Raw genomic sequence first — 24,560 nt, 5'->3', positions numbered from 1 at the left:
CTCGCAGGGTGGCCGACACGGCCGCCAACGAGGTGTTGGCGGCCGTGTTCGCACGGGTCTGCGAAGGCAGTGAAGAAGCCTTCGCGGAGCTGTACGACATCACCAGCGCCCGATTGCACGGCCTCATCCTCAGCGTTGTCCGCGCCCCCGATCTGGCCGCGGAAATCACCCAGGAGGTCTACGTGGAGGTCTGGCGACAGGCGGCCCGCTGGTCCGCCGACAAGGGAAGCGTCCGGGCATGGATGCACACCATTGCCCACCGCAGGGCAGTCGACCGTGTGCGATCCGTCCAGCGGGAGACCGAACGTGAAGTCCGCTGGGCGGGAACAACCCGCGAGAGCGAGCCCGACCACACCTGGGAGGGCGTGGAACAGCGGCTCGAGGTGGAAGGGGTCCGAGCGGCCCTGGAAGAGTTGAGCACATTGCAGAAAGAGGCCGTTTCACTGGCCTATTACGGTGGTTACAGTCATCGGGAAGTTGCCGAGATCCTCGGCCTTCCCTTGGGAACCGTGAAGACCCGCATTCGTGACGGGCTGCTCGGATTGCGAAGCGTGATGGGAGCCGGAACATGAGTGACATGCACTCCATGGTGGGTTCCTACGTCGCCGACGCACTCGACGACGGTGAGCGCGAGGAATTTGACCAGCACCTTGCGTCCTGCGCCGCGTGCCGCGCCGAGGTGTACAGCCTCCGTGAGGCACTCGTCGAGGTCGGAGCTTTCCATGAGGCGGCGCCCCCACCCATGCTGCGCGCCTCCATCCTCGGTGCCATCTCCGGCATCTCGCAGCTCCCGGCCCAGGAGCCCCGGCCCGCACGCAGCGAGACAGCACAGCCCTCACCCGCCGTGCAGCACCCGTCGGCCGTGCAGCCCCCGCCCGAGTCGCCGGCCCCCTCCAACGTCATCGCGCCCGCCCACGGGTTCGGCAGGCCCCGGCGCCCCGTGTCCACATGGCTGGCCGCCGCGGCCGCCGTTCTGGCCGTCGCGCTGGGCGGAGTCACCGTGTGGCAGCAGTCGGAACTCCGCTCCGTCCAGGCCGCCGACGCGCAACGCGCCGATCTGCTGGCCGCGCCGGATCTGGTCGTGGCCCCGGGCACCCTGGATGGTGGCAGGCTCACCTACCTCGTGTCGAAGGAACGGGGAGAGGCGCTCGTCACCTCCTCCGACCTCCCCGACCCGGGCCCCGAACGCTCCTGGCAGGTATGGGTGATGAAGGACGGTGTGCCACGCTCCGGCGCCCTGCTCGACAGCGGCGGGCGTGTCCAGGCGTGGATCGACGGCGTGTCCGGCGGTCAGGCCCTGGCGATCACCAACGAGCCGCGGGGCGGCTCGCCTGCACCCACGACCGACGAGATCCAGGCGATCATCGAGTTCTGACGGACGCCGGGTCTGCCCGCTGCGCAGCCCGGGACGTCGGGGCTTCGGTCACGGCTGCCACCTGTGTAGATTCACTGATGACGAAAGGGACCCCCATCTCATGAACAGACTTGTGACCTCCACCATTTCCGCCGTCGCGGTCGTTGCTCTGGCCGGGCTGTCGGCGTGCGTCGACCCCGGATCCAACGTGCCGCAACCGGGACAGGGCACGGGCGCACCCAACGCCAGTCAGCCCGTCAATGAGGCATCCGTGGGCACCGTGGAAACCGCCGCACCCGAAGGCGGCGCTGCCGCCCGCATCGGAGATGCGGAGGAGACCATCAGTGCAGTGGCCTGCACAGTCCTGAACGGGCAGTGGACCGTGAGCGGCGGCGACGACGAGGGCGCCAAGGTGGCCGTCACGGCGTCCGAGGACCGCGCCACAGTCGCCTCCGCCAGCGTGGTCCTCAGCGACGGGACCGTCGCCACCATGACGGCCGACGCAGGTGGGGCCACCATCGCATGGGCCGGGGAGACGTTCACGGTCTCGGGACGCGGACCCGTCATGAACCTCAATGATGACCCCGGTGACGGCGGGGAACAGCAGGACGAGGCGGACTTCGTCATCACCGCCACCTGCCAGGCCTGATACCCACCCGGGCCAGCCCGTGGACAGACACAGGGTGCCCCACCAAAGCGGTGGGGCACCCTGTGTCTGTCCACGGGTTAGCAGGCCTCAGTCGAAGAGGCTCTCGTCGATGCTGATGGTGTCGAATGACGGGGACGGCAGCGCGTGCTCGAGCTCCGTGGCGACGACGTCGGAGTGACCGCCGCAGCCGTGATCGAGGCTCACCACCTGTCCGTCCGACGGTGAGTACTCGTTGGCGCAGGCGCCGAACAAGACGCCCAACGACCCGCGCAGAGGCACGAAGTACCCACAGGTGTGGCACGGCGAGGGCGCCTGACGGGACAGTTCGTTGTCGGGCCCGGGCGGTCCCTCGAGCCAGCGGACGGCGGCATCGTCGCGGCCCCACCGGGACAGAACGCGCTCACGCCCAAGACCCAGCTCGGCCACGATGGAGCGCAGTTGCGCCCAGTCGGACGGGTCGGCGTCGACGGGCAGGTCACCCGTGGAGAACCCGGGCTCCAGCCGCGGGTCGTCGTCCGGGGTGGGCATCAGCATGCCGGCGACGATGTCCCCGGCGCCGATGCGGTCCTCCCAGGGCACCCACGCGGGGGCCAGAAGGGCACCCGCCATGGGGAGGAGCACCACCTCGTTGACGGTGCAGACCTTGGCCCGTGCCGCCCTGACGAGCGTCACGGCCCAGCGCCACTGGTCGTAGCCGGGCAGCAGGCATTCGAACGAGTGGGTGACCACGCGCTCGCCCTCTTCGGCGACGACTCCGAGGTGCTCACCGACGGCGTCCTCGCCGGCCTGCTCCTCGGCGGTGACACGGGCAAGGTCCACGGCGGCCGCAGCCGCGGCGTCGAGTTTGGGCGCAGCCATCACATCTCCAGTTCGTCGGCGACCCGGCGCAACAACTGCGCCGTCGTCGAGGCGGTCTTCTCGTCGGGGTGACGGTTCCTGCGGTACTCGTTCCCGATGCCGTCCAGAAGGTTGATGAGGTCCTCGACGATCGGGGCCATCACGTCGGGCTTCTTGCGAAGGTTCTTGGACAACGACGGTGGGGCCTCCAGCAGCTCCAGCGACAGCGCTTGCTCGCCGCGCCGGGAATCCATGACCCCGAATTCGACCCGCTGCCCCGTCTTCAGTGCGGTGACACCGGCCGGGAGAACATTGGAGCGCACGAAGACATCGCCGCCGCCATCTTTGGTGATGAAACCAAAGCCCTTGTCAGCGTCGAAGAAACGTACTTTTCCGGTGGGCACGACGGACCTCGCTATCGAATGTGGTGTGGAGACGTCCGAGTCTATCGCGAGGCACGTCGGGCCGGGCAAGTGGCTCAGTGGCGCCGGTGGGCCGCCACGTGGCGGAAGTAGTCGGCGTACTGCAACTTCGAGGCGGCTGCCTCGTCGATGATCACGAAGGCCCTGCGGTGGAACTGCAGGATCGACGCCGGGCACATGGCGGACACGGGGCCCTCGATCATTGCGGCGACGATGTCGGCCTTTGCCTCACCGGAGGCGACCATGACCAGGTTGTGCGCGTCCATGATCGTGCCGAGGCCCTGGGTGACGCAGTGCGTGGGGACGGTCTCCCCCTCCTCGAAGAAGCGTGCATTGTCGTCGCGGGTCTGCTGCGTCAGCGTCTTCACGCGGGTGCGGGAGGCAAAGGACGACGTGGGCTCGTTGAAGCCGATGTGACCGTTGCTCCCGATCCCGAGGATCTGCACGTCGACGCCACCGGCTTCACGCATGGCATCCTCGTACTCCTCGGCAGCGCTCTGCAGATCTGCCGCGAAACCGTTGGGGACGCGGACCCGTGCCGCGTTCATACCCAGGGGCTTGACCACCGTGCGGAGAATTGTCTGCCGGTAGCTCAGGGGGTGCTCGGGGTCCAGCCCGACGTACTCGTCCAGCGCGAACCCGAGGGCGTGGGAGAAGTCCACGTCTCCGGCGGCGGCGCGGCGCTGCAGCTCGGAGTACAGGTTCAGCGGGGAACTGCCGGTGGCGAGCCCCAGGACGGGGGTCTGCTTGCCCTCCAGCTGTGCGATGACGCGGTCAGCGGCAACCGCTCCCACCTGCGCCTCGTCCGGGCAGATCACAACTTCCATGGCAGACTCCTTGGGTCCTCGGTGCGCCTCGCGCATGTGCGCAGGCCCTGCTCATTGTGAACCTGAACATATCGTGCAACGCTCACGATGACCCTGCGGGGGTACTGACGATCACGCAAATGATCAGGGAGCCTGAGCAGGCGTCCGCGTGTGCATCCCCCACGACCCCCTAGGATTGGCGCATGGCTTCCTGGACCGATGGTGCGGCGTATGCACCGATCGAGCGCCCCGACGGGTTCGCGACCCCCGAGGCAGAGCCCCTGGAAGTTGCGGTCCCGCAGACCGCCCAGACCCCCGGCCCCATGCCGACCCCCACGGGTTTCGCGCCGACGGGTCCCTCTGTGCCGCTCGGGGGTATCCGCACCAGCGAAGCGCCGAGCCGTAACCCGTCCGAGCCCTTCAGCACCACGGGTGGCCTCATGACCACGTCGCCGGAGCACGAACAGGGGCGCGACCCCCGACTGCCCTTCGCTGCCTACGGTGACCCCGTCCCCAGCAGCGGAGTGGACACTCTGCCCCCGCCCACGGGGGATCCACTCCCCTCGCCCATGCAGGTCCCGATGGCTGCCCGCGGCGTGTCGCCGCAGCAACAGTCCACCCAACGCACCCTTGTGTTCCTGGCCGTCGCCAGCAGCCTGATCGGGCTCACGATCCCGGCCGTGGGGCAGTGGATGCTCTTCGTGGCGGGGCTGCTGACCTTCCGCACGGTGCCCCTCACCGGCCGGACGGGCCATGCCGCCATGGGCGTCGGCCTGACGCTCCTGGTGATCGGCGGCGTCGCAGGAGAGACATTCTCGGACGTCATGGCAAGGCTCGCGTGCCTGGCCTTCGGTTCCCTCTTCGCCTGGCTCGCGGTCCGGCGTTCGCGACCCCAGCGCTGACCCTCCCCCCGTTACCGGCCTGTGCGCACAGGGACCGTCGACTCCTCGACGTCCCCCAGATCCTCGAACTCACCCGGAGGCAGAGCGGCCAGACGAGCCAGTTGCGCCGGCCACACGTCACCGGGGAGGCTGTCCAGACGGTGCCAGGCGTGGCCCTGCAGCCGTTCCCGCTCCCCTGCCGTGAGCGCCGCCGGCTCCGCACGGAACTTCTCCACCTCGACGCGAAAAAACCACTCCTCCTGGACCCGGACCCGATCCGAGTAGCCATGCGTCACCACCCGCCGGGCGACGGGACCGAGGAGGGCATCGGCCTCCACCAGCAGGCCCGTCTCCTCATGCAGTTCGCGACGGGCCGCGGCACGCAGGTCCTCCCCGTCGTCAACGCCTCCGCCCGGTGTCACCCACCAGCGCGACCCGGGCACACCCGGGTCCGAGTCGGCCAGCAACAGGACCTCCGGACCGCTCGTGCAGATCACCCGGGCGCCGGTGCGGTGGCCCCATGGCCTGCTCATGCGGGACGGTCCCTCTCGTGGCGGATGGTGTCGTCCACGAGAGCACGCCAGGTCCGCACCAGATCGGGGTCCACGTAGGCCTTCCAGGACCCACCGGGGCGGGCCGGGGACCCGATGTGGAAGGCGCGGACACCAGAGCGGACCAGCCACGGGACGTGCTCCGCCTTGAGTCCGCCACCCACCATCATCAATTGAGCGATCCGCGCATCCGATTTTGCGCGAATGAGCAAATCGTCCAGTCCCTGCTCCACACCTCGTGCCGAGCCCGCCGTGAGCACCTGGTCGAGCCGCGGTAGCTCAAGCAGACAGGCCCACGCCCGGTCCTGGTCCAGGCAATGGTCAATGGCCCGGTGGAAGGTCCACGGCCAGTCGCCCGCACCCACCAGTTCGCTCACCACTTCCACGTCCACCCCGGCATGCCCGTTCAGGAACCCCAGCACCACGCCGTCGGCGCCCGCGTCGAAGTAACTGGAGATCAGCCCCCTCAGCCGGGTCGCCTCACCGCCGTCGGTGCCGAACCCCTCCCGCAGCCGCACCATGGGGCGCACCTGGATGCTGGTGGCCCGGCGAACCTTGTCCACCATGGCCGGCTCGGGCGACAGCCCGCCCTCGTCCATGGATCCCACCAGCTCGACGCGATCCGCGCCCCCAGCCTCTGCGCGTTCCGCATCGGCCGCATGCAGCGCGATGACCTCCAGCATGTTCATGCTCCCCATCCTGCCAACAGAAGCGGTGCGCAGGGTGCGGGGCGCGCTCGAGACCCCCGTACCTCCAGGGGGCCACATGGTGCATCGGGCACCAGTTCCCTCCCCACCTCGGCCAGAACGTCGGCGGCCCTGCCCGCAACTCGTTGGGCTTGCCATCGATCGCGGTCATCAGAGAAAAATCAGGGCGGCCCGGAGAACCGGACCGCCCTGAAGATGTGTTGCTGGGTGTTGCTGGGCTCAGAAGCCCATTCCGCCCATGCCACCCATGTCGTCGCCACCGCCGCCCATCGCGGGAGCCTTTTCGGGCTTGTCCGCGATGACCGCTTCGGTGGTGAGGAACAGGGCCGCGATGGAAGCGGCGTTCTGCAGTGCAGAGCGCGTCACCTTGGCGGGGTCGATGATGCCGGCGGCAACCATGTCGACGTATTCGCCGGTGGCAGCGTTCAGGCCCTGACCCGCTTCGAGGTGCGAGACCTTCTCCACAACGACGCCGCCCTCGAGGCCGGCGTTGATGGCGATCTGACGCAGCGGGGCGGAGGAGGCCGACAGCACGATCTGTGCACCGATCTTCTCGTCGCCGGTCAGCTCGTCCAGCTTGACGGCCTTGGCCGCCTGCAGCAGCGCGACGCCACCTCCGGGGACGATGCCCTCTTCGATGGCAGCCTTCGCGTTGCGGACAGCGTCCTCAATGCGGTGCTTGCGCTCCTTCAGCTCGACCTCGGTGGCTGCGCCGACCTTGATGACTGCAACGCCACCGGCCAGCTTGGCCAGACGCTCCTGCAGCTTCTCGCGGTCGTAGTCGGAGTCCGAGTTCTCGATCTCGCGACGGATCTGCGCAACGCGGCCCTCGATCTGGGCGGAGTCGCCGCCACCCTCGATGATCGTGGTCTCGTCCTTGGTGATGAGGACCGAGCGTGCCCGGCCCAGCATCTCGAGCTCGACGGTGTCGAGCGACAGGCCGACTTCTTCGCTGATGACCTGGCCACCCGTGAGGATGGCGATGTCGTTCAGCATGGCCTTGCGGCGGTCGCCGAAGCCCGGGGCCTTGACGGCGACGGACTTGAACGTGCCGCGGATCTTGTTGACGATGAGGCCGGCGAGGGCCTCGCCGTCGACGTCCTCAGCGATGACCAGCAGCGGCTTGCCGGACTGCATGACCTTCTCGAGCACGGGCAGCAGGTCCTTCAGCGAAGAGACCTTGCTGCTGACGATCAGGACGTAGGGGTCGTCGAGCGTGGCTTCCATGCGCTCGGCGTCGGTGACGAAGTAGGGCGAGATGTAGCCCTTGTCGAAGCGCATACCCTCGGTCAGTTCCAGGTCCAGCCCGAAGGTGTTGGACTCCTCGACCGTGATGACGCCTTCCTTGCCGACCTTGTCCATCGCCTCGGCGATGATCTCGCCGACCGTGGTGTCAGCGGCGGAGATCGATGCGGTGGCCGCAATCCGCTCCTTGGTCTCGACGTCGATGGCCATCGCGGAGAGCTGCTCGACGATCGCTGCGACAGCGGTCTCGATGCCCTTCTTGAGGCCCATCGGGTTGGCCCCGGCGGTGACGTTGCGCAGGCCCTCGCGGACCATTGCCTGGGCCACGACGGTGGCGGTGGTGGTGCCGTCGCCAGCGACGTCGTCGGTCTTCTTGGCGACTTCCTTGACGAGCTCGGCGCCGATCCGCTCAAAGGGATCCTCCAGCTCGATCTCCTTGGCGATGGACACGCCGTCGTTGGTGATGGTGGGTGCGCCCCACTTCTTTTCCAGCACGACGTTGCGGCCCTTGGGGCCGAGTGTGACCTTCACCGCGTCGGCCAGGGTGTTCATGCCCCGCTCGAGTCCGCGGCGGGCCTCTTCGTTGAATTCAATGAGCTTTGCCATGGTATTTCGGGAGTCCTCCCGTCCTGTGGGGCCTTCACGGCCCCGTGATGGTCGTTCTTGGGTTGTTCAGGACCGACGATGCCCGCGACGGACGGCCACTGGGGCCTCACCGCTGGTCCAGGTGGCACTCTCAACAGCCGAGTGCCAAGTCAATTATTAGCACTCGGCACCCGAGAGTGCAAAGGATAGGCTGGGAAGAACCCGACTTCCCGCCCAGGAGTGCCATGGATTCCACCGTTGTTCTCCGCAACATCGGCAACGTCGCGAACTTGTCCACCCCGCTCGGTCTGCTCGTGGCGATCGGCGGACGGGGCCGTTTCACCGTGGTGGATGGTCTCCTCGTGGCCGAGAGCGTGACCCTGCGGGGCGTCACCGCATCAGCCATGACCATCGGGAGCGTGGTGCTGGTACCCCGGCAGACACTGGCGGAGGCCAGAGCCCGTATCCCCGGCCTGCTGGAGCACGAGGGCCGTCACGCCCACCAGTGGGCCTACTGCCTGGGCCTGCCGTTCATCGCGGCCTACGGTGTTGCGACGGGCTGGTCCTGGCTCCGCAGCGGCGACAGGGCCACCGTGAACGTGTTCGAGATGCAGGCAGGTCTCGCACTGGGCGGTTACCCGTCCCGGGAGACCCGACCGCTGGGCGAGGGCGTCCGCGCCCTCGTGGCCGCGGCAGGCGCGCTCGTCAGCGGCGCAGGCGCTCGGCGGAGCGGGCGGCCTGCCGCTGCGAGCGCAGCCGACGCAGGCGTTTGACCAGCAGCGGCTTGTACTCCAACGCAGCGGGAGTGTCGATGAGCATGTTCAGCCGCTGGTAGTACCGGGTGGCGGAGGTGCCGAAGCGCTCCATGACCGCCTGCTCCTTGGGTACAGCGGAGACGAACCAGTTCTCCTCGAAGTCCAGGATCGCGGCGTCGTCGTCGGCGAGCACCGGTGGCTCGAAGGATGCGGCGTGGGACATGGCCCACATCATACGCCCCGGGAATCACAACCATGTCATTCCACAGCGCCCCACCCCCAGGGGCGCTTGAACCGGGCCCCGAGACAGGGTTGACTGGCCCCATGACCATCCCGAGCGCCCGCAGCCACCCCGCCACCGGCGCGTCGCGATGCTGAGAATCACCGGATCGCGACAGTCCTACGCGTGGGGAACCACGGACTCGATCCCCGCCATCCTCCACCGGCCCTGCGACGACCTACCGTTCGCCGAGTACTGGCTGGGCACCCATCCCCTCGGCGACGCGCACGTGGACGGCGGGGGTTCCCTGTCCGCGACACTCACGCAACAGCCCGAACTCCTCGGCCAGGCAACGGTGGAAGCGTTCGGCGGCAGGTTGCCGTTCCTCATGAAGCTGCTGTCCGCGGGGTCACCGCTCAGCCTGCAGGCTCACCCGTCGCGCACCCAGGCGGAGGAGGGTTACGCCCACGAGTCTCTCCTGGGCATTCCGTTGTCCTCACCGGAGCGGTCCTTCAAGGACGACTGGCCCAAGCCGGAGGCCATCATCGCGCTGGAGCCGTTCGAGGGGCTCGTCGGTTTCCGGGACCCGCTGGCCACGGCCGAGTTGTTCGAGGCATTGGGCCTGGGTGAGGCGTTGTCGTCGGTGATCGGGCCGCTGCGGGACCGCACCACCACTCCTGCCCTGCAGGAGGTGTTCCTCGACGTGCTGTCGCTCGGCGAGCGTCGTCACCTCGTCGACGAGGTGCTGGGGGCAGCCGTGCGGCACCTGGACGCGCCCGGCGAGTTGGGGATTTTTGCCCGCACCGCCGTCGAGCTGGACGAGCACTTCCCGGGCGACCCGAGCATCCTGGCGGCCCTGTTGCTCAATCGGTTCGTGCTGCAGGCCGGTGAGGCCATCACGCTGGGAGCCGGCGTGATGCATGCCTACCTGCGCGGGACCGGGGTGGAGGTGATGGCCAACTCTGACAACGTGCTGCGCGGCGGCCTGACCCGCAAACACATCGACGTGGACGCGTTGCTGCACGTGGTGCGGTTCGAACCCACCCGGGTCCGTGTGCTGCTGCCGGAGGGTTCCGACGGCATCTACTGCTACCCCACCACCGTCGCCGAGTTCGAGGTCTGGCTCGTCCAGCCCACCAGTGCCGACGTCATCGACCTCCCCCGCACCGACGCCGGCCGCATCTGCCTCGTGACGTCAGGGTCGTTCACCCTGTCGGACGACGACGGTCCCCTGGAAATGGCGCAGGGGCAGGCCGTGTTCGTGGGGGCGGGCGAGCACGTGCACGTCGCCGGCCACGGCAGGATGTTCATGGCCACGTCCGGCGCCTAGACGCACGTTGTTGTTTTCCGGCCGTATTCGGCACAATGTGTGCCAATGCCTCCGTAGCTCAGCGGCCAGAGCACTCGCCTTGTAAGCGAGCGGTCGAGGGTTCGACTCCCTCCGGGGGCTCCATGCGGGGCTCGGATACTCATGGTGGACAATGGCCACCATGAGTTTCGAACCCAGCAAGTGGACCCAGATCATCAGCGCAGACCCCGGTCACTCGCGCCGCTACATCGAACGTTTCGAGATGATGGCCGCAGCGGGGCACGACCTGCTGGGCGAGGCGCGCACCGTGGATGCCATGGTGCCGCGCAATGCCCGCATCCTCGACGCCGGGTGTGGCCCCGGCCGACACGGCGGCCACCTGATGTCGCTGGGCCACACGGTGGTGGGTGTGGACGGCGACCCCACGCTCATCAAGACCGCACAGGCCATGCACCCGGGGGCCACCTGGGTCGTGAGTGACCTGGCCGAGCTTGACCTTGCTTCCCGGGGCATCGCCGCCGACTTCGACGCCATCCTGTGCGCCGGCAACGTCATGGGCTTCCTCGCCCCCAGCACGCGGGTCACGGTGCTGGAGCGCTTCCGCCAGCACCTCGCCGACGACGGACGGGCAGTCATCGGATTCGGTGCGGGACGCGGCTACGAGTTCGACGACTTCTTCGGGGACCTGGACGCGGCCGGGCTGTCGCTCGACCTGGCCCTGTCCACCTGGGACCTGCGCCCCTACAGGGCCGGGGACGGCTTCCTCGTGGCACTCTGCGGCCGGGGCTGACTCACGGCGCGGGCGCGGCCGCCGGCTTCTTCCGGAACACCGTGGTGACGACGATCACCACGAGCAGGCCGATGGCGACGTATCCCGCGTACCGGGCGTAGACGTCGAGGATCGCCACGGCCGGCTCCCCGAGACGCCAACCCAGGGCGAAGAATCCGACGAGCCACACGGTGCTGGCGATGTAGTCGTAGATGAGGAACCGCTTCAGGCTCATGTTCGTGGCACCGGAAAGCACGAACACCACCTGCATCAGCGGCAGGGGGATGGGGACGTAGGCCACGAGGAACCCGACGGGTCCCAGTTTCTTGGCCCACCGCTCGGCGACGGCGTAGGTCTTCGCCGCCCGTTTGCTGCGCCCCGCCCAGATCTCGATCATCCCGCGGCCCCACAGCTTCCCGGCCCACCAGTAGATCCAGTCGAACTTCAGGCTCAGCAGCGAAGCCACGAACAGCACGACGGGCCAGTGCCCCATCTGGCCCACGCTGGCCAGAGCACCGCTGGCCGTGACGGCGGTGCGGCCACCGGTGATCATGGCGAGGATGTCGGGCGCCACCGCCAGGAGCCACGCCCGCGTGGGGATCAGGATGAGACTGAACACCCCCACCACACCGAACCAGGCGAGGCAGGCGATGTCGGCGCGCCCCGGCTCCTTTTTCCATGGCATGCCCTCGGCCTCCCACCACTGTGGTTCCTGCTGGTTCGCGGCAGGCGTGGCGGGAGTGGGGATGTCGCTGGAGGATTCAGGCTCGGAAGGCACACGCGAAGCGTACGCGAGCGTCGCGGGCCGGTCCACGGCTCAACCGTCCTGCAACGATTCGATCACGATGAGTGCCCCCCGGTGGCACCGTGCTCACGTGTCCGTGTACTGTCCCAAAGAGGAAGTCCTGAGCTTCCGTCCACTCGGATCGTCGGGCACGTACCTGCCCGTGGAAAGGAATGTGGCATGGCCACCGTTAGTTATCGCGAGGCATCTCGTGTGTACCCCGGCTCTGATCGCGCCGCCGTCAACAAGTTGGACCTGGAGATCGCCGATGGCGAGTTCATGGTCCTGGTCGGCCCCTCCGGCTGTGGCAAGTCCACGTCGCTTCGCATGCTCGCAGGCCTCGAAGAGGTCAACTCCGGCAATATTTTCATTGGCGACCGTGACGTCACTGACCTGCCCCCGAAGGATCGCGACATCGCGATGGTCTTCCAGAACTACGCCCTGTACCCCCACATGACCGTGGCGGACAACATGGGTTTCGCACTGAAGATGCAGAACGTCCCGAAGGCCGACCGCCAGAAGCGCGTCCAGGAAGCTGCACGCCTGCTGGGTCTCGAGGACTTCCTCAACCGTAAGCCGAAGGCACTCTCCGGTGGCCAGCGTCAGCGCGTCGCCATGGGCCGCGCCATCGTCCGCCAGCCGCAGGTGTTCCTCATGGATGAGCCCCTGTCGAACCTGGACGCCAAGCTCCGAGTCTCCACCCGCACCCAGATCGCTGCCCTGCAGCGTCGTCTCGGTGTCACCACCGTCTACGTGACGCACGACCAGACCGAAGCCATGACCATGGGTGACCGCGTGGCGGTCATGAAGGACGGCGTCCTCCAGCAGGTCGACTCCCCGCTGGCCCTCTACGACCACCCGAACAACCTGTTCGTGGCCGGCTTCATCGGCTCCCCGGCCATGAACCTGCTCGAGGGCGTCATCGTCGATGGCGGCGTCAAGGTGGGCGACTACACCGTTCCCGTACCGCGCGACATCCTTGCGCGTGCCAACGGTGAGAAGAACCTCACCGTGGGTATTCGCCCCGAGAACTTCGTGGTCTCCGACAGCAACGAGGGCATCGCGCTCGACGTGGCTCTCGTCGAAGAGCTTGGTGCCGACTCCTACCTGTACGGCACACTCGCCGGGCTGTCGGAGGACGAACTCGTCGACGCCCAGCAGATCATCGTCCGCATGGAGGCCCGCAAGGCACCGAAGAAGGGCGACGTCGTCCGTCTCCAGTCCTCGAACCCCCACGGCGTCCACGTCTTCAGCAACACCACGGAGCAGCGCCTCAACGACCTCTGAGTCGCGCACCGCACGCAATGGTTCCGCCAGTGGGCGCCCGCATCATGCGGGCGCCCACTGCGTTGTCCGGGAAGCACCACCCTGCTCAGGGGCCCGCGGCTCCTGCACTACGGTGATGGCCATGGCAGAACTCGGCAGGTGGACCACTGCAATGCGAACCGGGCTGGGATCGGACACCTCGTACGGTGCTGTGGTGCCGCCCATGCACCTGTCCAGCAACTACACCTTCGAGGCACCGGACACACCGCGCGAGTACGACTACTCCCGCTCAGGCAACCCCACCCGTGACCTATTGAACGTCGCCCTCGCCGAACTGGAGGGGGGCGCCGGGGCCACGACGCTTGCCACGGGCCTGGCGGGGTTCACCCTGCTCGCGGAGGCGTTGGTTCCGGCCGGCGGTCGGGTCATGGTGCAGCACGATGCCTACGGAGGCACGTGGCGCCTGTTCAGCTTCCTCGCATCGCAGGGGAAACTGGCCGTGGATTTCGTCGACTTCAACGACGCCGACGCCTTCGCCAAGGCCCTGGAACGCGGCCCCCACCTCGTCATGGTGGAGACCCCGTCGAACCCGCTGCTGCGGATCACCGACATCCGCGCCACCGCTGGGGCCGCCCGCGCCGCCGGGGCGCTGAGTGTGGTGGACAACACCTTCTGTTCCCCGCTCCTGCAACGACCGCTCGACCTGGGCGCCGACCTGGTGATGCACTCCACCACCAAGTTCATCAACGGCCACTCCGACGTGGTGGGCGGCGCCGTCATCGCCCGCGACCCCGCCCTGCACGAGAAGCTGCGGCTGTGGGCCAACGCGCTCGGCCTGACCTCCAGCGCCTTCGACGCGTACCTCACCCTGCGTGGACTGCGCACCCTCGATGCACGGCTGCGTGTCCACCAGGAGAACGCCGACGCCATCCTGGCCGCCATCGACGGGCACCCGGCGCTGAAGGCACTGCACCACCCGGGGCTGCCCGGGCATCCGCAGCATGCGCTGGCCGCGAGCCAGCAGAGCGGGTTCGGCTCCCTCATGAGCCTGGAACTGGCGGGTGGCTGGGACGCCGTCGGGCGGTTCCTCGACGGGCTGCAGATTTTCCACCTGGCGGAGTCACTGGGTGGCGTGGAGTCGCTGGTGTGCCATCCGGAGACCATGACGCACGCCGGGATGAGTGAGCACGCGCGGGCAGAAGCCGGCATCACCTCGGGGCTGCTGCGGCTCAGCGTCGGCATCGAGGCACGCGACGACCTCGTGGCCGTGGTGATGGAGGCCCTGGACCGCGCACTCTGACGCGCACGTGCCGCCAGCGACTGGCTGTTTCCGGCGCGAGCACTAAGCTGACGCCATGCCCAGGTTCCTCGCCGCCAAACCGGATGCCAATCTCATCCGGCTTCCGTGGAACGTCCCCCTGGAGGAATGGCCGGCCGTTCACCTCGTGGCGTTGCCGCGAGGCATATCCCGCCACGTCGTGCGTTTCATCCAGGTGGGCGACGACATCCTCGCCGCCAAGGAGATCCTGGAGGAGGTGGCCGTGCACGAGTACCGCCAGCTCACCGAGCTGCGCCGCCTCAACGTCCCCTCCGTGGAACCTGTGGGTGTGGTGCTCGGCCGCACCGACGACGAGGGCGGCCCGCTGGACCCCATCCTCCTGACCCGGCACCTGCCGTTCTCACTGCCGTACCGGGCGCTGTTCTACTCGGGCGTCAAGCTCGACACGGTCAACCGACTGCTGGACGCCATGGTGGCACTCTTCGCCCGGCTGCACCTGACCGGTTTCTACTGGGGCGATGTGTCCCTGTCCAACATTTTGTTCCGGCGCGACGCCGGCGAGTTCGCCGCCTACCTCGTGGACGCCGAGACCGGGGAACTGCACGACAAGCTGACGGCGGGCCAGCGCGCACACGACCTGCAGATCGCCCGCGTGAATCTGTTCGGTGAGTTCTGTGACCTCGAGGCCGGCGGCATGCTGGACGCATCCCTGGACCCGCAATGGCTCGTGGACACCATCGAGGACCGCTACCAGAGCCTCTGGAACGAGCTGACCGGCGCCGAGGAGTTCTCTGAATCCGAGCTGTACAGGCTCGAGGGTCGAGTGCGCCGCCTCAACGCACTGGGCTTCGACGTCGCGGAGATCGATGTCACCACCTCGGCGGACGGCCGCAACATCCGCATGCAGCCCAAGGTGGTGGAGGCTGGGCACCACGCCCGGCGCCTCATGCGCCTCACGGGTCTCGACGCGGAGGAGCACCAGGCGCGCCGCCTCCTGAACGACATGGACACCTACCGCACCAAACTCCCCCCGTCGATGAGTGAGAGCGTGGTGGCCCACAAGTGGCTCATGGAGGTGTTCGAGCCGGCCGTCACCCGCATCCCCGAGCACCTGCAGGGCAAGCGGGACCCCGCCCAGTTCTTCCACGAACTGCTGGACTACCGCTGGTACCAGTCGCAGCGGGAGAGCCGCGAGGTCTCCATCACCGACGCCGCCGCCGGCTACATCGCCGACGTCCTCGCCACCCTCCCCGACGAGCACATGAGCAATGTGCAACAGGTCGGCCAGGAGCTGGAGAACAAGTACGACCCGTCCATGGGGTTCGTCGACGAGGACTACGAAGCCCCCTACGATCCGTGGGAGGACACCGACGACGACGACGAGCCCGCCCCCTCGTTCGGCTTCGACATCGACGCCCTGCGCGCCCGCGCCGCGGAGCGCGACGGTTCTTGACGCCCTAGACTCTCTCACGTGAGCCTGCACCTGTATGACACCGCGACGCGCGCCGTGCGCCCGTTCGTCCCCCTTGAGGACGGCAAGGTGTCCATCTACCACTGCGGCCTGACCGTGCAGGCGTCGCCCCACGTGGGCCACATCCGCAAGGAGGTCGTCTTCGATGTCCTCCGCCGTTGGCTGGAACACCAGGGCCTCGAGGTCACGGTGGTGGCCAACGTCACCGACATCGACGACAAGATCCTCTCCAAGTCCGCGGAGAACGGCGAACAGTGGTGGGCGCTGGCCTACAGGTTTGAGCGGGAACTGCATGAGGCGTACGCGTCGCTGGGGTGCATCCCGCCCACCTATGAACCACGGGCCACGGGCCACATCCCCGAGATGGTCGAGCTCATGACCCAACTCGTGGACTCGGACCACGCCTACGTGGCCGACGACGGTTCCGGCGACGTGTACTTCGACGTCCGCAACTGGGCGCGCTACGGGGAGCTCTCGGGGATGAAGATCGACGAGATGGAGGCCGCCGCCGACGCCGACCCGCGCGGCAAGCGCGACCCCCGCGACTTCGCCCTCTGGAAGGGGCACAAACCGGGCGAACCCGAATCCGCCTCGTGGGCGACGCCGTGGGGCCGGGGCCGACCGGGCTGGCACCTCGAGTGCTCCGCCATGGCCGGCAAGTACCTGGGCGATACCTTCGACATCCACGGCGGCGGCATCGACCTGCGCTTTCCCCACCACGAGAACGAGTTGGCGCAATCTGCTGCAGCGGGAAAGGGTTTCGCGCGCTACTGGATGCACAATGCCTGGGTGACCATGGCCGGCGAGAAGATGAGCAAGTCGCTGGGCAACACCGCGCTCGTGTCCGAGGTGACGAAACTCCATGCCCCCCGGGCGGTCCGCTACTTCCTGCTGGCACCGCACTACCGCTCCACCATCGAGTTCTCCCCCTCCGACGCCGACACGCTGGGTTCGCTGGCCGAGGCGGAGAAGGCCATCCAGCGCATCGACTCGTTCGTGGAGCGGGCCCGTGAACACACCGGCGACTTCTGGCAAGCGTGGGCCCCGCTCTCATTCCCACAGTGGAACGACTTCGCCGCGGCGATGGACGACGACCTCGGCACCCCGGGTGCCATCGCGGCGCTGTTCGACACCATCCGCTCCGGCAATCAAGCACTGGCCGGTGGTGATGAGGAGAGCATTCGCACCCACGTCCTCGCAGTCCACGCGATGCTCGACGTACTGGGTCTCAACCCCAACGCCCCCGAATGGGCCCGCGCCTCCTCGTCCGAGGACCTCACCCCCGTCGTGGACGGGCTCGTCGCGCACTTGCTGGAGCAGCGCACGGCTGCCCGGGCCGCCAAGGACTGGGCGGCGGCCGACGCCATCCGCGACACACTGGCCACCCTCGGCCTCACCATCGAAGACACACCGAGCGGACCCCGCTGGAATCTGGAGAAGAACTAATGGCAGGCAACTCGACGCGCCGCGGCGCGACCACCAAGGGCAAGAACAAGACAGCAGGCTCCGGCGGACGCGTCCGCCGCGGCCTGCAGGGTCGCGGCCCCACCCCCAAGGCGGAGGACCGTACGTACCACAAGGCCCACAAGGCCAAGAACTCGGCGGACAAGCGCAGCCAGAGCCCCCGGAAGAAGACCACCGCGACGGCCGTGGGCGCCGACTGGGTCGTGGGCCGCAACCCCGTGTTCGAGGCGCTGCAGGCCGGCCTGCCCGTCAAGAAAGCCTACGTGGCCGAGGGTGCGGAGCGCGACGACAGGCTCCGCGACATCTTCAAGTTCGCGGCCGACAACTCCATTCCACTGCTGCAGGTCACCCGCGTCGAACTGGACCGTGTGACCGGTGACCTCGTGCACCAGGGCGTGGCGCTGCAACTGCCGCCCTTCGAGTACGCCGACCCCGAGGACGTTTTCGCCGACGCCTTCGAGGCGGGCGGCAACGGGCTCGTCGTGGCCCTCGACGGCGTCACGGACCCCCGTAACCTCGGTGCCATCGTGCGCTCCGCAGCGGCCTTCGGAGCCCAGGGCGTCATCATCCCGTCCCGTCGGTCCGCCTCCATGACGGCGGCGGCGTGGAAGAGTTCCGCCGGGGCGGCCGCCAGGATTCCGGTGGCCATGGCCACCAACCTGAACCGGGCCATCACCCAGGCCTCCAAAATGGGCTTCACCGTGGTGGGCCTGGCCGGGGAGGGTGACGTCGCCGTCTCGGCCCTGCCGGGTTCGGAGGGTCCCCTGCTCGTGGTGGTGGGCTCCGAGGGCGAGGGGCTTGCCCGGCTGACGCGGGACCACTGCGACGCGCTGCTGTCCATCCCCATCTCCGGCGCCGTGGAGTCCCTGAACGCCTCCGTGGCTGCATCCATCGCGTTGTACGAGGTGACGCAGCTGCGTGGCGGTGCCTCTCAGCGCTGACTGGGACTGGTCGTCAGGACGAACTCCAGGGCCGTGGCGGGTGTGCTGAACTGTGCAGGCACCCCCACGGTCTCGGCATAGTCCACGGACATGTCCCCCACGGCGTTGAAGCTGAAACTGCTGGTGCCTGCACGGGCGATGACGGGCCACACCACCAGCAACTCCGCCTGACCCGTGACGAGGGCATCGGTGGTCACGGACTGCGGATGGGTCGCCGCCACCTGTACTCCGGAGGCGTCCGTGTGGAGGAACGACTTCGGCACTGAGAGGGTGAACAGTGGCACCACCCCGCCCTCCCACTGCACGCGGGCACCCATCCCCACGGCCAGCCACTGCGTGCCCGTGGGTGCCCAGCCCTGCGACGGCGTCCAGGGTCGCAGACCGCCGCCCACGTCCGGTCTGAACCCGATGTTGAATCTCCCGCTCTCGGGCTCCGTCCCGGCCGGGGGGACGGTGGTGAAGTCCCTCGTGAACACACCCTTCTCGGGGTCACACGTGATGTCCCAGCGCTCACGGAAACCCGTGGTCGCCCTCCACCCGTCATTGTCCTGCGGCAGACCGGTGCGCAGATCCACCGCGACGGTGGTGTCCTCGTCCGTGACCTCCAGTGCGACGTCGCTGCCGGTGGGCACGCACAGGACGAACATCTCCCACAGGGTCAGGTAGACGCCGGCCTGGGTGCTGAATTCGTTGAACAGGTTGGCAACGGGTATTCGACGATCCCCCACCCGCAGCACAACGACGGGTTCGTGACCCGCCCCGGAGATGAAGGTGGGGACTCCTCCCCTGAGGGTGAATGCGGCCAGCTCGTAGCCCTGCGGCGCCCTGACCGGGGTGTCCACCCCCACCTGGAGCACCGTCGTCTGTGACAGGGACTCACCGACGACGAATTCCGCCAGCACGCCGTCGAGGTGCGGTGTGGAGAATCGCTGCCCGCTGGCCACGCCTTCCGGCAGGAGCTTCGGGGTGCCGTCGGTGGCGCGTGCCAGGAACTCCGGGTCCATGATGACAGTGGGATCGACGCTGGCCGACGGTGAGGGCGTCGCGGACTCCGGTGAGAAGTTCACGGGGGGCAACGAGCACCCCGACACCGCACCCAGACCCAGAAGTGCCACCCGCCTCGTCACACGCACACCAAGCAGGGTAGACGATCGCGGCGTCGCCCCCCAGCGTGTCGAATGGGTGCGTGCCGCGCAGTGCGAACCGACCACGATCATCGACCATGAGCGCATCCACGGTGAGCGGTGGAATGGGAGCTTGGCGCGACCGGCCCTAGAATTGGCAACGAACCCCCTGACGAAGGAGAAACGTGACAGTCGAAGCCCTCAGCAGCGCCTACCAGACCCTGCTCAGCGCCATCGAGGCCGTGGAGCCCCGGATCGCAGCTGCCACCCGCGCGGAGCTCGCCGACCAGCGCTCGTCCCTGAAGCTGATCGCCTCGGAGAACTACGCCAGTCTCCCGGTGCTCGCCACCATGGGGACCTGGCTCAGCGACAAGTACGCCGAGGGCACCGTGGGCCACCGTTTCTACGCCGGCTGCCAGAACCTTGACACCGTCGAGTCCGTCGCTGCCGAGCACGCCCGCGAGCTGTTCGGCGCCGACTACGCCTACGTGCAGCCGCACTCCGGTATCGACGCCAACCTCGTCGCCTTCTGGTCCATCCTGGCCCACCACGTCGAGACCCCGGCGCTGGCCGAGCATGGCGTCAAGGGTGTCAACGACCTGTCCGACGCCGACTGGGAGGTCCTGCGCCGCCGCTTCGGCGACCAGCGCCTGCTGGGCATGAGTCTGGACGCCGGTGGCCACCTGACCCACGGGTTCCGCCCCAACGTGTCCGGCAAGATGTTCCACCAGCGTTCCTACGGCACCGACCCCGAGACGCAGCTGCTGGACTACGACGCAGTCGCCGCCTCCGCCCGCGAGTTCAAGCCCCTGATCCTGGTGGCCGGCTACTCCGCCTACCCGCGTCGCGTGAACTTCGCCAAGATGCGCGAGATCGCCGACGAGGTGGGCGCCGTCCTCATGGTCGACATGGCCCACTTCGCCGGTCTCGTGGCCGGGAAGGTGTTCACGGGCGACGAGGATCCCGTCCCGCACGCGCACCTGGTCACCACGACCACCCACAAGTCGCTGCGCGGGCCCCGCGGTGGCATGGTGCTGGCCACGAAGGAGTACGCCGCCGATGTGGATCGGGGCTGCCCCATGGTGCTCGGCGGGCCGCTCGGCAACGTGATGGCCGCGAAGGCCGTGGCGCTGGCCGAGGCGCGCACCCCCGCCTTCCAGGACTACGCCCAGGCCGTCGTGGACAACGCCCAGGCACTGGCCGATGGTCTCCTGCGTCGCGGCGCCACCCTCGTCACGGGCGGCACCGACAACCACCTCGTCCTCATCGACGTCCGCAACTTCGGTCTCACGGGCCGCCAGGCCGAGGCAGCCCTGTTGGATGCCGGGATCGTCACCAACCGCAACGCCGTTCCGGGCGACCCGAACGGCGCCTGGTACACCACCGGCGTTCGCCTCGGCACCCCGGCACTGACGTCACGGGGCTTCACCACCTCCGACATGGGCGCAGTCTCCGACATGATCGCCGACGTCCTGACGTCAGCGACGGCGCGCCCCACCAAGGAGGGCAAGCCTGGCAAAGCACGCTACGACCTGTCTGCCGACGTGGTGGAGACCACTCGCGCCGCGGCAGCGGAACTGCTGGGCACCCGGCCGCTGTACCCGGGCTTCACCCTCTGAGGCATGCATCACGAACCGCGCGGGGATGATCCCCGCGCGGTTCGTTGTTTCCCTCTCCGGGATCCGCATCGCTCCATAACGGATTGGCGACAAAATCACTGTCCCCCGTGCACAGGACCCCGATGCCCGGTACCTTCCGCATATGGGTGAAGAATTGGTGCGCTCCGACAACGAGCCAGGACGTCCCCTCGTCGTCCTCGACGGGGTCGACAAGCACTTCGGCAGTCTGCACGTCCTGAAGGACATCAACCTCACCGTGCACGCCGGTGAGGTGGTGGTGGTGATCGGGCCGTCGGGCTCCGGCAAGTCGACGCTGTGTCGCGTCATCAACCGCCTCGAGACCATCGACTCCGGCTCCATCACCCTCGACGGGCAGGAACTCCCCAAGGAGGGCCGTGACCTGGCGCGCCTGCGCGCTGACGTCGGCATGGTGTTCCAGTCATTCAATCTTTTCGCCCACAAGACGATCCTGGAAAACATCACCCTCGGCCCCACCCGCGTACGAAAGGTCGACGCCAAGAGGGCCCGGCAGGAAGCCATGGCCCTGCTGGAAAGGGTGGGGGTCGCAGCCCAGGCGGAGAAGTACCCGGCACAACTCTCGGGCGGTCAGCAGCAGCGGGTCGCGATTGCCCGGGCGCTGGCCATGAACCCCAAGGTCATGCTGTTCGACGAACCCACCTCCGCGCTGGACCCCGAGATGATCAACGAGGTGCTCGACGTCATGACGGGGCTGGCGAGGGACGGCATGACGATGGTGGTGGTGACCCACGAGATGGGCTTCGCCCGCCGCGCCGCCAACCGCGTCGTCTTCATGGCCGACGGTGAGATCGTCGAGGAGAACGCGCCGGAACACTTCTTCACCAACCCACAGAGCCACCGCGCCCAGGACTTCCTGTCCAAGATCCTCACGAACTGATGCAACCCACAAGAAAGGCACGACCCATGCGAAGCAAGACACTGATCGCGCTGCTGGCCGCGGGCACCATTGCCCTGGCCGGCTGCGGGGGCACCACGCCCACCGAGAGCACCACCGAACCCATGACCTCCGACGCTGCCAGCGAGCCGATGGCCAGCACCGATACACCGACGTTCGAGGCGGGCACCACGATGGCGAAGCTCGCCGACGCCGGCAAGATGAAGGTGGGCACCAAGTTCGACCAGCCGGGCTTCGGCCTCAAGGGTCTCTCCGGAGGTCCGGAGGGCTTCGACGTGGAGGTGGCCAAGATCATCGCCGGCGCCATGGGCATCACCGCGGACAACATCGAGTGGGTGGAGACGCCGTCGAAGGTCCGCGAGGAGGTCATCGAGCAGGGCAAGGTCGACATGGTGGTGGCCACCTACACCATCAACGACAAGCGCAAGGAGCGCATCACCTTCGCCGGCCCGTACTACGTGGCCGGCCAGCAGTTGATGGTGGCCGCCGATGACGACTCGATCATCGGGCCCGAATCGCTCAAGGAGCAGAAGGACAAGAAGGTCTGCTCGGTGACCGGTTCCACCCCGGCGGAGAACATCAAGGAGTACCTGGCCTCCGACAGCCAGCTCGTGCTCTTCGACGTCTACGACAAGTGCGCTGATGCGCTGCGCACCGGCCAGGTGCAGGCCGTGACCACCGACAACGTGATCCTGCTCGGCTTCGTCTCCGAATCCGACGGCAAGTTCAAGCTCGTGGGCGAACAGTTCACCGAGGAGCCCTACGGCATCGGCATCACGAAGGGCGACGTCGCCTTCTGCGAGTTCATCAATACGACGCTGAAAGACAACGAGGACGCCTACAACAAGGCCTGGGACTCGACGGCCGGCGCTGTGGAAGGCGCCTCACCGGCCAAGCTTCCTGCCGCTGAGCCCTGCTCCTGAGCGAGCCGATGGGGGGTGTTCCCCGGTCCTGACACGACCGGGGGCCACCCCCATCGCCCACCTGCACCACCAACCGCATCCCGGAGGGGAGGACCATGGACGCCATCACCGACAACCTTGACCTGTTCGTCAGCGGATACTGGACCTCGCTGAAGATCTGCCTCATCGCCCTCGTCGGGTCGCTCGTGCTCGGCACCATCATCGCCGCGTGTCGTGTCTCCCCCGTGGCGCCGCTGCGCTGGATCGGCGCCACGTGGGTGAACATGATCCGCAACGCGCCGCTGACGGTGCTGCTGTTCTTCTTCGCCTTCGGGCTCCCCGAGATCGGTGTGCTGGGCAGCTACTGGGTTTTCGGCGTCTCGGCCCTCATCATCTACACCTCGGCCTTCGTGTGCGAGGCCCTGCGCGCCGGCATCAACTCGGTGTCGAGTGGCCAGGCGGAAGCGGCGCGAGCCATCGGGCTGCCCTTCGGTGCCACCCTGCGCGAGGTGATCCTGCCCCAGGCCTTCCGCACCTCCATCCCACCGCTGGGAAGTGTGCTCATCGCCATGTTCAAGAACAGTGCCGTGCTCGGCGCCTTCGGTGTGGGCGGGGACCTTTTCAGCGTCTCCGACACCCTGACGAGCGCACGCGGCTACGCAGCCACACCCGTGCTGCTGGGGGTGGCCGTCGGCTACCTGCTCATCACCCTCCCGGCCGGGGCCCTGCTGGCCCTGCTGGAGCGCAAGACGGCGATCCTGCGATGAGCGGCGGACTGGTGCTCTACGACGTCCCCGGACCACGGGCGCGACGTCGCCAGGTCATCCTGGCCATCGTGGTCGGTCTCGCCGCCGCCGGGCTCATCGCCCTCGTGCTCCACAGGCTGAACGCGCAGGGGCAGTTCGAGGCCAAGCTGTGGGATCCGCTCGTGAACCCGTCAGACAAGAACTTCGCGGCGGTGTGGGGCCTCATCGGCGACGGCTTCGTCAACACCATGAAGGCTGCGGCCCTGGCCATCGCCTTCTCCTTGTCCCTGGGCACCGTCATTGGCGTCGCACGCCTGATGCTGGGCAGGTGGACCCGTATCCCACTCGTGGGGTTCATTGAACTGTTCCGCGGTCTGCCCGTTGTCATCTCCATCTTCTTCGCCTCACGCGTGCTGCCCGACCTGGGTGTGGACCTGTCCGGCTGGCCCGGAGGTGAGGGCCTCTGGTTCGTGGTGATCGGTCTCACGGCCTACAACTCCGTGATCCTCGCGGAGATCCTGCGCTCGGGCGTCAACGCCCTACCCAAGGGGCAGAGCGAGGCTGCCGTCGCCATCGGACTGAGCCGCCTGCAGACCATGGGGATCATTCTGCTGCCCCAGGCCGTGCGCATCATGTTGCCGGCGCTGATCTCGCAACTCGTCGTGATCCTGAAGGACACCTCCCTGGCGGCAGTGCTGGGTGTCTATCCCGAGATGCTGAACGCAGCCAAGTACATTTACCTGAACCTCGACAACCCCATCCAGGCGCTGTTCGTGGTGGGAACCATCTTCGTGGTGATCAACTTTGCACTGTCGAAGCTGGCCGGCTGGGTGGAGCGCAGGTTGTCCCGCAGCAAGCGCTCGCCGGGCCAGGACACCGACGACGAGGTGCGCTACATCACCGACACGGCCGAACTCGCCCAGTGACGTCGCCGCCGGCA

Annotated in this window: 26 protein-coding genes and 1 tRNA gene; 18 read left to right on the top strand and 9 right to left on the bottom strand. The window is 67.9% G+C overall.

Features of this window, described 5'->3' with window-relative positions:
* Positions 1–8 precede the first annotated feature (8 nt).
* From EAX62_RS05775 to EAX62_RS05765, 3 genes are all read left to right on the top strand, one after another.
* A complete protein-coding gene (locus tag EAX62_RS05775) occupies positions 9–572 on the top strand; it encodes a sigma-70 family RNA polymerase sigma factor (protein WP_233557818.1) in 564 nt (187 codons plus the stop codon).
* On the top strand, positions 569–1,375 hold the full coding sequence (locus tag EAX62_RS05770; protein WP_121900634.1) for an anti-sigma factor: 807 nt from the start codon (positions 569–571) through the stop codon (positions 1,373–1,375). Before EAX62_RS05775 ends, EAX62_RS05770 begins: the two co-directional genes overlap by 4 nt.
* Positions 1,376–1,475: 100 nt before the next feature.
* Positions 1,476–2,003: a lipoprotein LpqH gene (locus EAX62_RS05765; protein WP_121900633.1), complete on the top strand. Its 528-nt coding sequence runs from the start codon at positions 1,476–1,478 to the stop codon at positions 2,001–2,003.
* Between the two features lie 87 nt (positions 2,004–2,090).
* On the opposite strand, the gene EAX62_RS05760 is transcribed toward EAX62_RS05765, so the two are convergent.
* From EAX62_RS05760 to nagB, 3 genes are all read right to left on the bottom strand, one after another.
* Positions 2,091–2,861 (bottom strand): DUF3027 domain-containing protein, encoded by a 771-nt coding sequence (locus EAX62_RS05760; RefSeq protein WP_121900632.1) that lies wholly within the window; start codon positions 2,859–2,861, stop codon positions 2,091–2,093.
* Positions 2,861–3,244, bottom strand: coding sequence for a cold-shock protein (locus tag EAX62_RS05755; protein WP_121900631.1), 384 nt, complete (start codon positions 3,242–3,244; stop codon positions 2,861–2,863). The genes EAX62_RS05760 and EAX62_RS05755 overlap by 1 nt, the downstream gene beginning before the upstream one ends.
* Before the next feature lie 74 nt (positions 3,245–3,318).
* Positions 3,319–4,089: a glucosamine-6-phosphate deaminase gene (nagB, locus tag EAX62_RS05750; protein ID WP_121900630.1), complete on the bottom strand. Its 771-nt coding sequence runs from the start codon at positions 4,087–4,089 to the stop codon at positions 3,319–3,321.
* A gap of 182 nt (positions 4,090–4,271) precedes the next feature.
* Here nagB and EAX62_RS05745 point away from each other — a divergent pair, with 182 nt between their 5' ends.
* Positions 4,272–4,970, top strand: a complete 699-nt coding sequence (locus EAX62_RS05745) for an FUSC family protein (RefSeq protein WP_121900629.1) — start codon at positions 4,272–4,274, stop codon at positions 4,968–4,970.
* A gap of 11 nt (positions 4,971–4,981) precedes the next feature.
* On the opposite strand, the gene EAX62_RS05740 is transcribed toward EAX62_RS05745, so the two are convergent.
* From EAX62_RS05740 to groL, 3 genes are all read right to left on the bottom strand, one after another.
* Positions 4,982–5,482: an NUDIX hydrolase gene (locus tag EAX62_RS05740; protein WP_121900628.1), complete on the bottom strand. Its 501-nt coding sequence runs from the start codon at positions 5,480–5,482 to the stop codon at positions 4,982–4,984.
* On the bottom strand, positions 5,479–6,189 hold the full coding sequence (locus EAX62_RS05735; protein WP_121900627.1) for a copper homeostasis protein CutC: 711 nt from the start codon (positions 6,187–6,189) through the stop codon (positions 5,479–5,481). The genes EAX62_RS05740 and EAX62_RS05735 overlap by 4 nt, the downstream gene beginning before the upstream one ends.
* Before the next feature lie 237 nt (positions 6,190–6,426).
* Positions 6,427–8,058, bottom strand: coding sequence for a chaperonin GroEL (gene groL, locus EAX62_RS05730; protein ID WP_121900626.1), 1,632 nt, complete (start codon positions 8,056–8,058; stop codon positions 6,427–6,429).
* Between the two features lie 224 nt (positions 8,059–8,282).
* On the opposite strand from groL, the gene EAX62_RS05725 reads away from it, so the two are divergent.
* Positions 8,283–8,810 (top strand): hypothetical protein, encoded by a 528-nt coding sequence (locus tag EAX62_RS05725; protein WP_199711124.1) that lies wholly within the window; start codon positions 8,283–8,285, stop codon positions 8,808–8,810.
* Here the strand turns inward: EAX62_RS05725 and EAX62_RS05720 are convergent.
* On the bottom strand, positions 8,743–9,015 hold the full coding sequence (locus EAX62_RS05720; protein ID WP_121901040.1) for a DUF3263 domain-containing protein: 273 nt from the start codon (positions 9,013–9,015) through the stop codon (positions 8,743–8,745). The two genes, EAX62_RS05725 and EAX62_RS05720, sit on opposite strands and share 68 nt — an antisense overlap.
* A 148-nt stretch (positions 9,016–9,163) precedes the next feature.
* Between EAX62_RS05720 and manA the strand changes: the two genes are divergently transcribed.
* The 3 genes from manA to EAX62_RS05705 all read left to right on the top strand — a co-directional run bounded on the left by manA (position 9,164) and on the right by EAX62_RS05705 (position 11,111).
* Positions 9,164–10,342: a mannose-6-phosphate isomerase, class I gene (gene manA / locus EAX62_RS05715; RefSeq protein WP_121900625.1), complete on the top strand. Its 1,179-nt coding sequence runs from the start codon at positions 9,164–9,166 to the stop codon at positions 10,340–10,342.
* Between the two features lie 47 nt (positions 10,343–10,389).
* Positions 10,390–10,465 (top strand) — tRNA-Thr (locus tag EAX62_RS05710).
* Between the two features lie 37 nt (positions 10,466–10,502).
* Complete coding sequence (locus EAX62_RS05705) at positions 10,503–11,111, top strand: class I SAM-dependent methyltransferase (RefSeq protein WP_121901039.1); 609 nt, start codon at positions 10,503–10,505, stop codon at positions 11,109–11,111.
* 1 nt (position 11,112) lies between these two features.
* Here the strand turns inward: EAX62_RS05705 and EAX62_RS05700 are convergent, their stop codons facing one another.
* Positions 11,113–11,868, bottom strand: coding sequence for a DedA family protein (locus EAX62_RS05700; RefSeq protein ID WP_233557817.1), 756 nt, complete (start codon positions 11,866–11,868; stop codon positions 11,113–11,115).
* Positions 11,869–12,054: 186 nt separating this feature from the next.
* Here EAX62_RS05700 and EAX62_RS05695 point away from each other — a divergent pair, with 186 nt between their 5' ends.
* From EAX62_RS05695 to rlmB, 5 genes are all read left to right on the top strand, one after another.
* Positions 12,055–13,161 carry an ABC transporter ATP-binding protein gene (locus tag EAX62_RS05695; protein ID WP_121900624.1) on the top strand — a complete coding sequence of 369 codons (1,107 nt, stop codon included), beginning with the start codon at positions 12,055–12,057 and terminating at the stop codon, positions 13,159–13,161.
* 121 nt (positions 13,162–13,282) lie between these two features.
* Positions 13,283–14,440 carry a cystathionine gamma-synthase gene (metB, locus tag EAX62_RS05690; protein ID WP_121901037.1) on the top strand — a complete coding sequence of 386 codons (1,158 nt, stop codon included), beginning with the start codon at positions 13,283–13,285 and terminating at the stop codon, positions 14,438–14,440.
* Between the two features lie 55 nt (positions 14,441–14,495).
* Positions 14,496–15,872 carry a DUF4032 domain-containing protein gene (locus EAX62_RS05685; RefSeq protein WP_121900623.1) on the top strand — a complete coding sequence of 459 codons (1,377 nt, stop codon included), beginning with the start codon at positions 14,496–14,498 and terminating at the stop codon, positions 15,870–15,872.
* 18 nt (positions 15,873–15,890) lie between these two features.
* Positions 15,891–17,336 (top strand): cysteine--tRNA ligase, encoded by a 1,446-nt coding sequence (gene cysS / locus EAX62_RS05680; protein ID WP_121900622.1) that lies wholly within the window; start codon positions 15,891–15,893, stop codon positions 17,334–17,336.
* Positions 17,336–18,295, top strand: a complete 960-nt coding sequence (gene rlmB, locus EAX62_RS05675) for a 23S rRNA (guanosine(2251)-2'-O)-methyltransferase RlmB (protein ID WP_121900621.1) — start codon at positions 17,336–17,338, stop codon at positions 18,293–18,295. The genes cysS and rlmB overlap by 1 nt, the downstream gene beginning before the upstream one ends.
* Here the strand turns inward: rlmB and EAX62_RS05670 are convergent.
* Positions 18,286–19,428: a hypothetical protein gene (locus EAX62_RS05670; protein ID WP_147454026.1), complete on the bottom strand. Its 1,143-nt coding sequence runs from the start codon at positions 19,426–19,428 to the stop codon at positions 18,286–18,288. The genes rlmB and EAX62_RS05670 overlap by 10 nt on opposite strands.
* Positions 19,429–19,604: 176 nt before the next feature.
* Between EAX62_RS05670 and EAX62_RS05665 the strand changes: the two genes are divergently transcribed.
* From EAX62_RS05665 to EAX62_RS05645, 5 genes are all read left to right on the top strand, one after another.
* Entirely contained in the window at positions 19,605–21,038 is a 1,434-nt protein-coding gene (locus EAX62_RS05665; protein ID WP_121900619.1) for a glycine hydroxymethyltransferase, read from the top strand.
* A gap of 142 nt (positions 21,039–21,180) precedes the next feature.
* Complete coding sequence (locus EAX62_RS05660; RefSeq protein ID WP_121900618.1) at positions 21,181–21,954, top strand: amino acid ABC transporter ATP-binding protein; 774 nt, start codon at positions 21,181–21,183, stop codon at positions 21,952–21,954.
* 26 nt (positions 21,955–21,980) lie between these two features.
* Positions 21,981–22,895: a glutamate ABC transporter substrate-binding protein gene (locus EAX62_RS05655; protein WP_121900617.1), complete on the top strand. Its 915-nt coding sequence runs from the start codon at positions 21,981–21,983 to the stop codon at positions 22,893–22,895.
* Positions 22,896–22,990: 95 nt separating this feature from the next.
* Positions 22,991–23,641 carry an amino acid ABC transporter permease gene (locus EAX62_RS05650; RefSeq protein ID WP_121900616.1) on the top strand — a complete coding sequence of 217 codons (651 nt, stop codon included), beginning with the start codon at positions 22,991–22,993 and terminating at the stop codon, positions 23,639–23,641.
* Entirely contained in the window at positions 23,638–24,546 is a 909-nt protein-coding gene (locus EAX62_RS05645) for an amino acid ABC transporter permease (RefSeq protein WP_121900615.1), read from the top strand. Before EAX62_RS05650 ends, EAX62_RS05645 begins: the two co-directional genes overlap by 4 nt.
* The last annotated feature ends 14 nt before the right edge of the window (positions 24,547–24,560 follow it).

This window comes from Tessaracoccus antarcticus, from assembly GCF_003688855.1.
Taxonomy (GTDB): domain Bacteria; phylum Actinomycetota; class Actinomycetes; order Propionibacteriales; family Propionibacteriaceae; genus Arachnia; species Arachnia antarctica.
The sequence above is the reverse complement of the archived record's forward strand: the minus strand, read 5'-3'. Positions and strand labels throughout refer to the sequence as shown.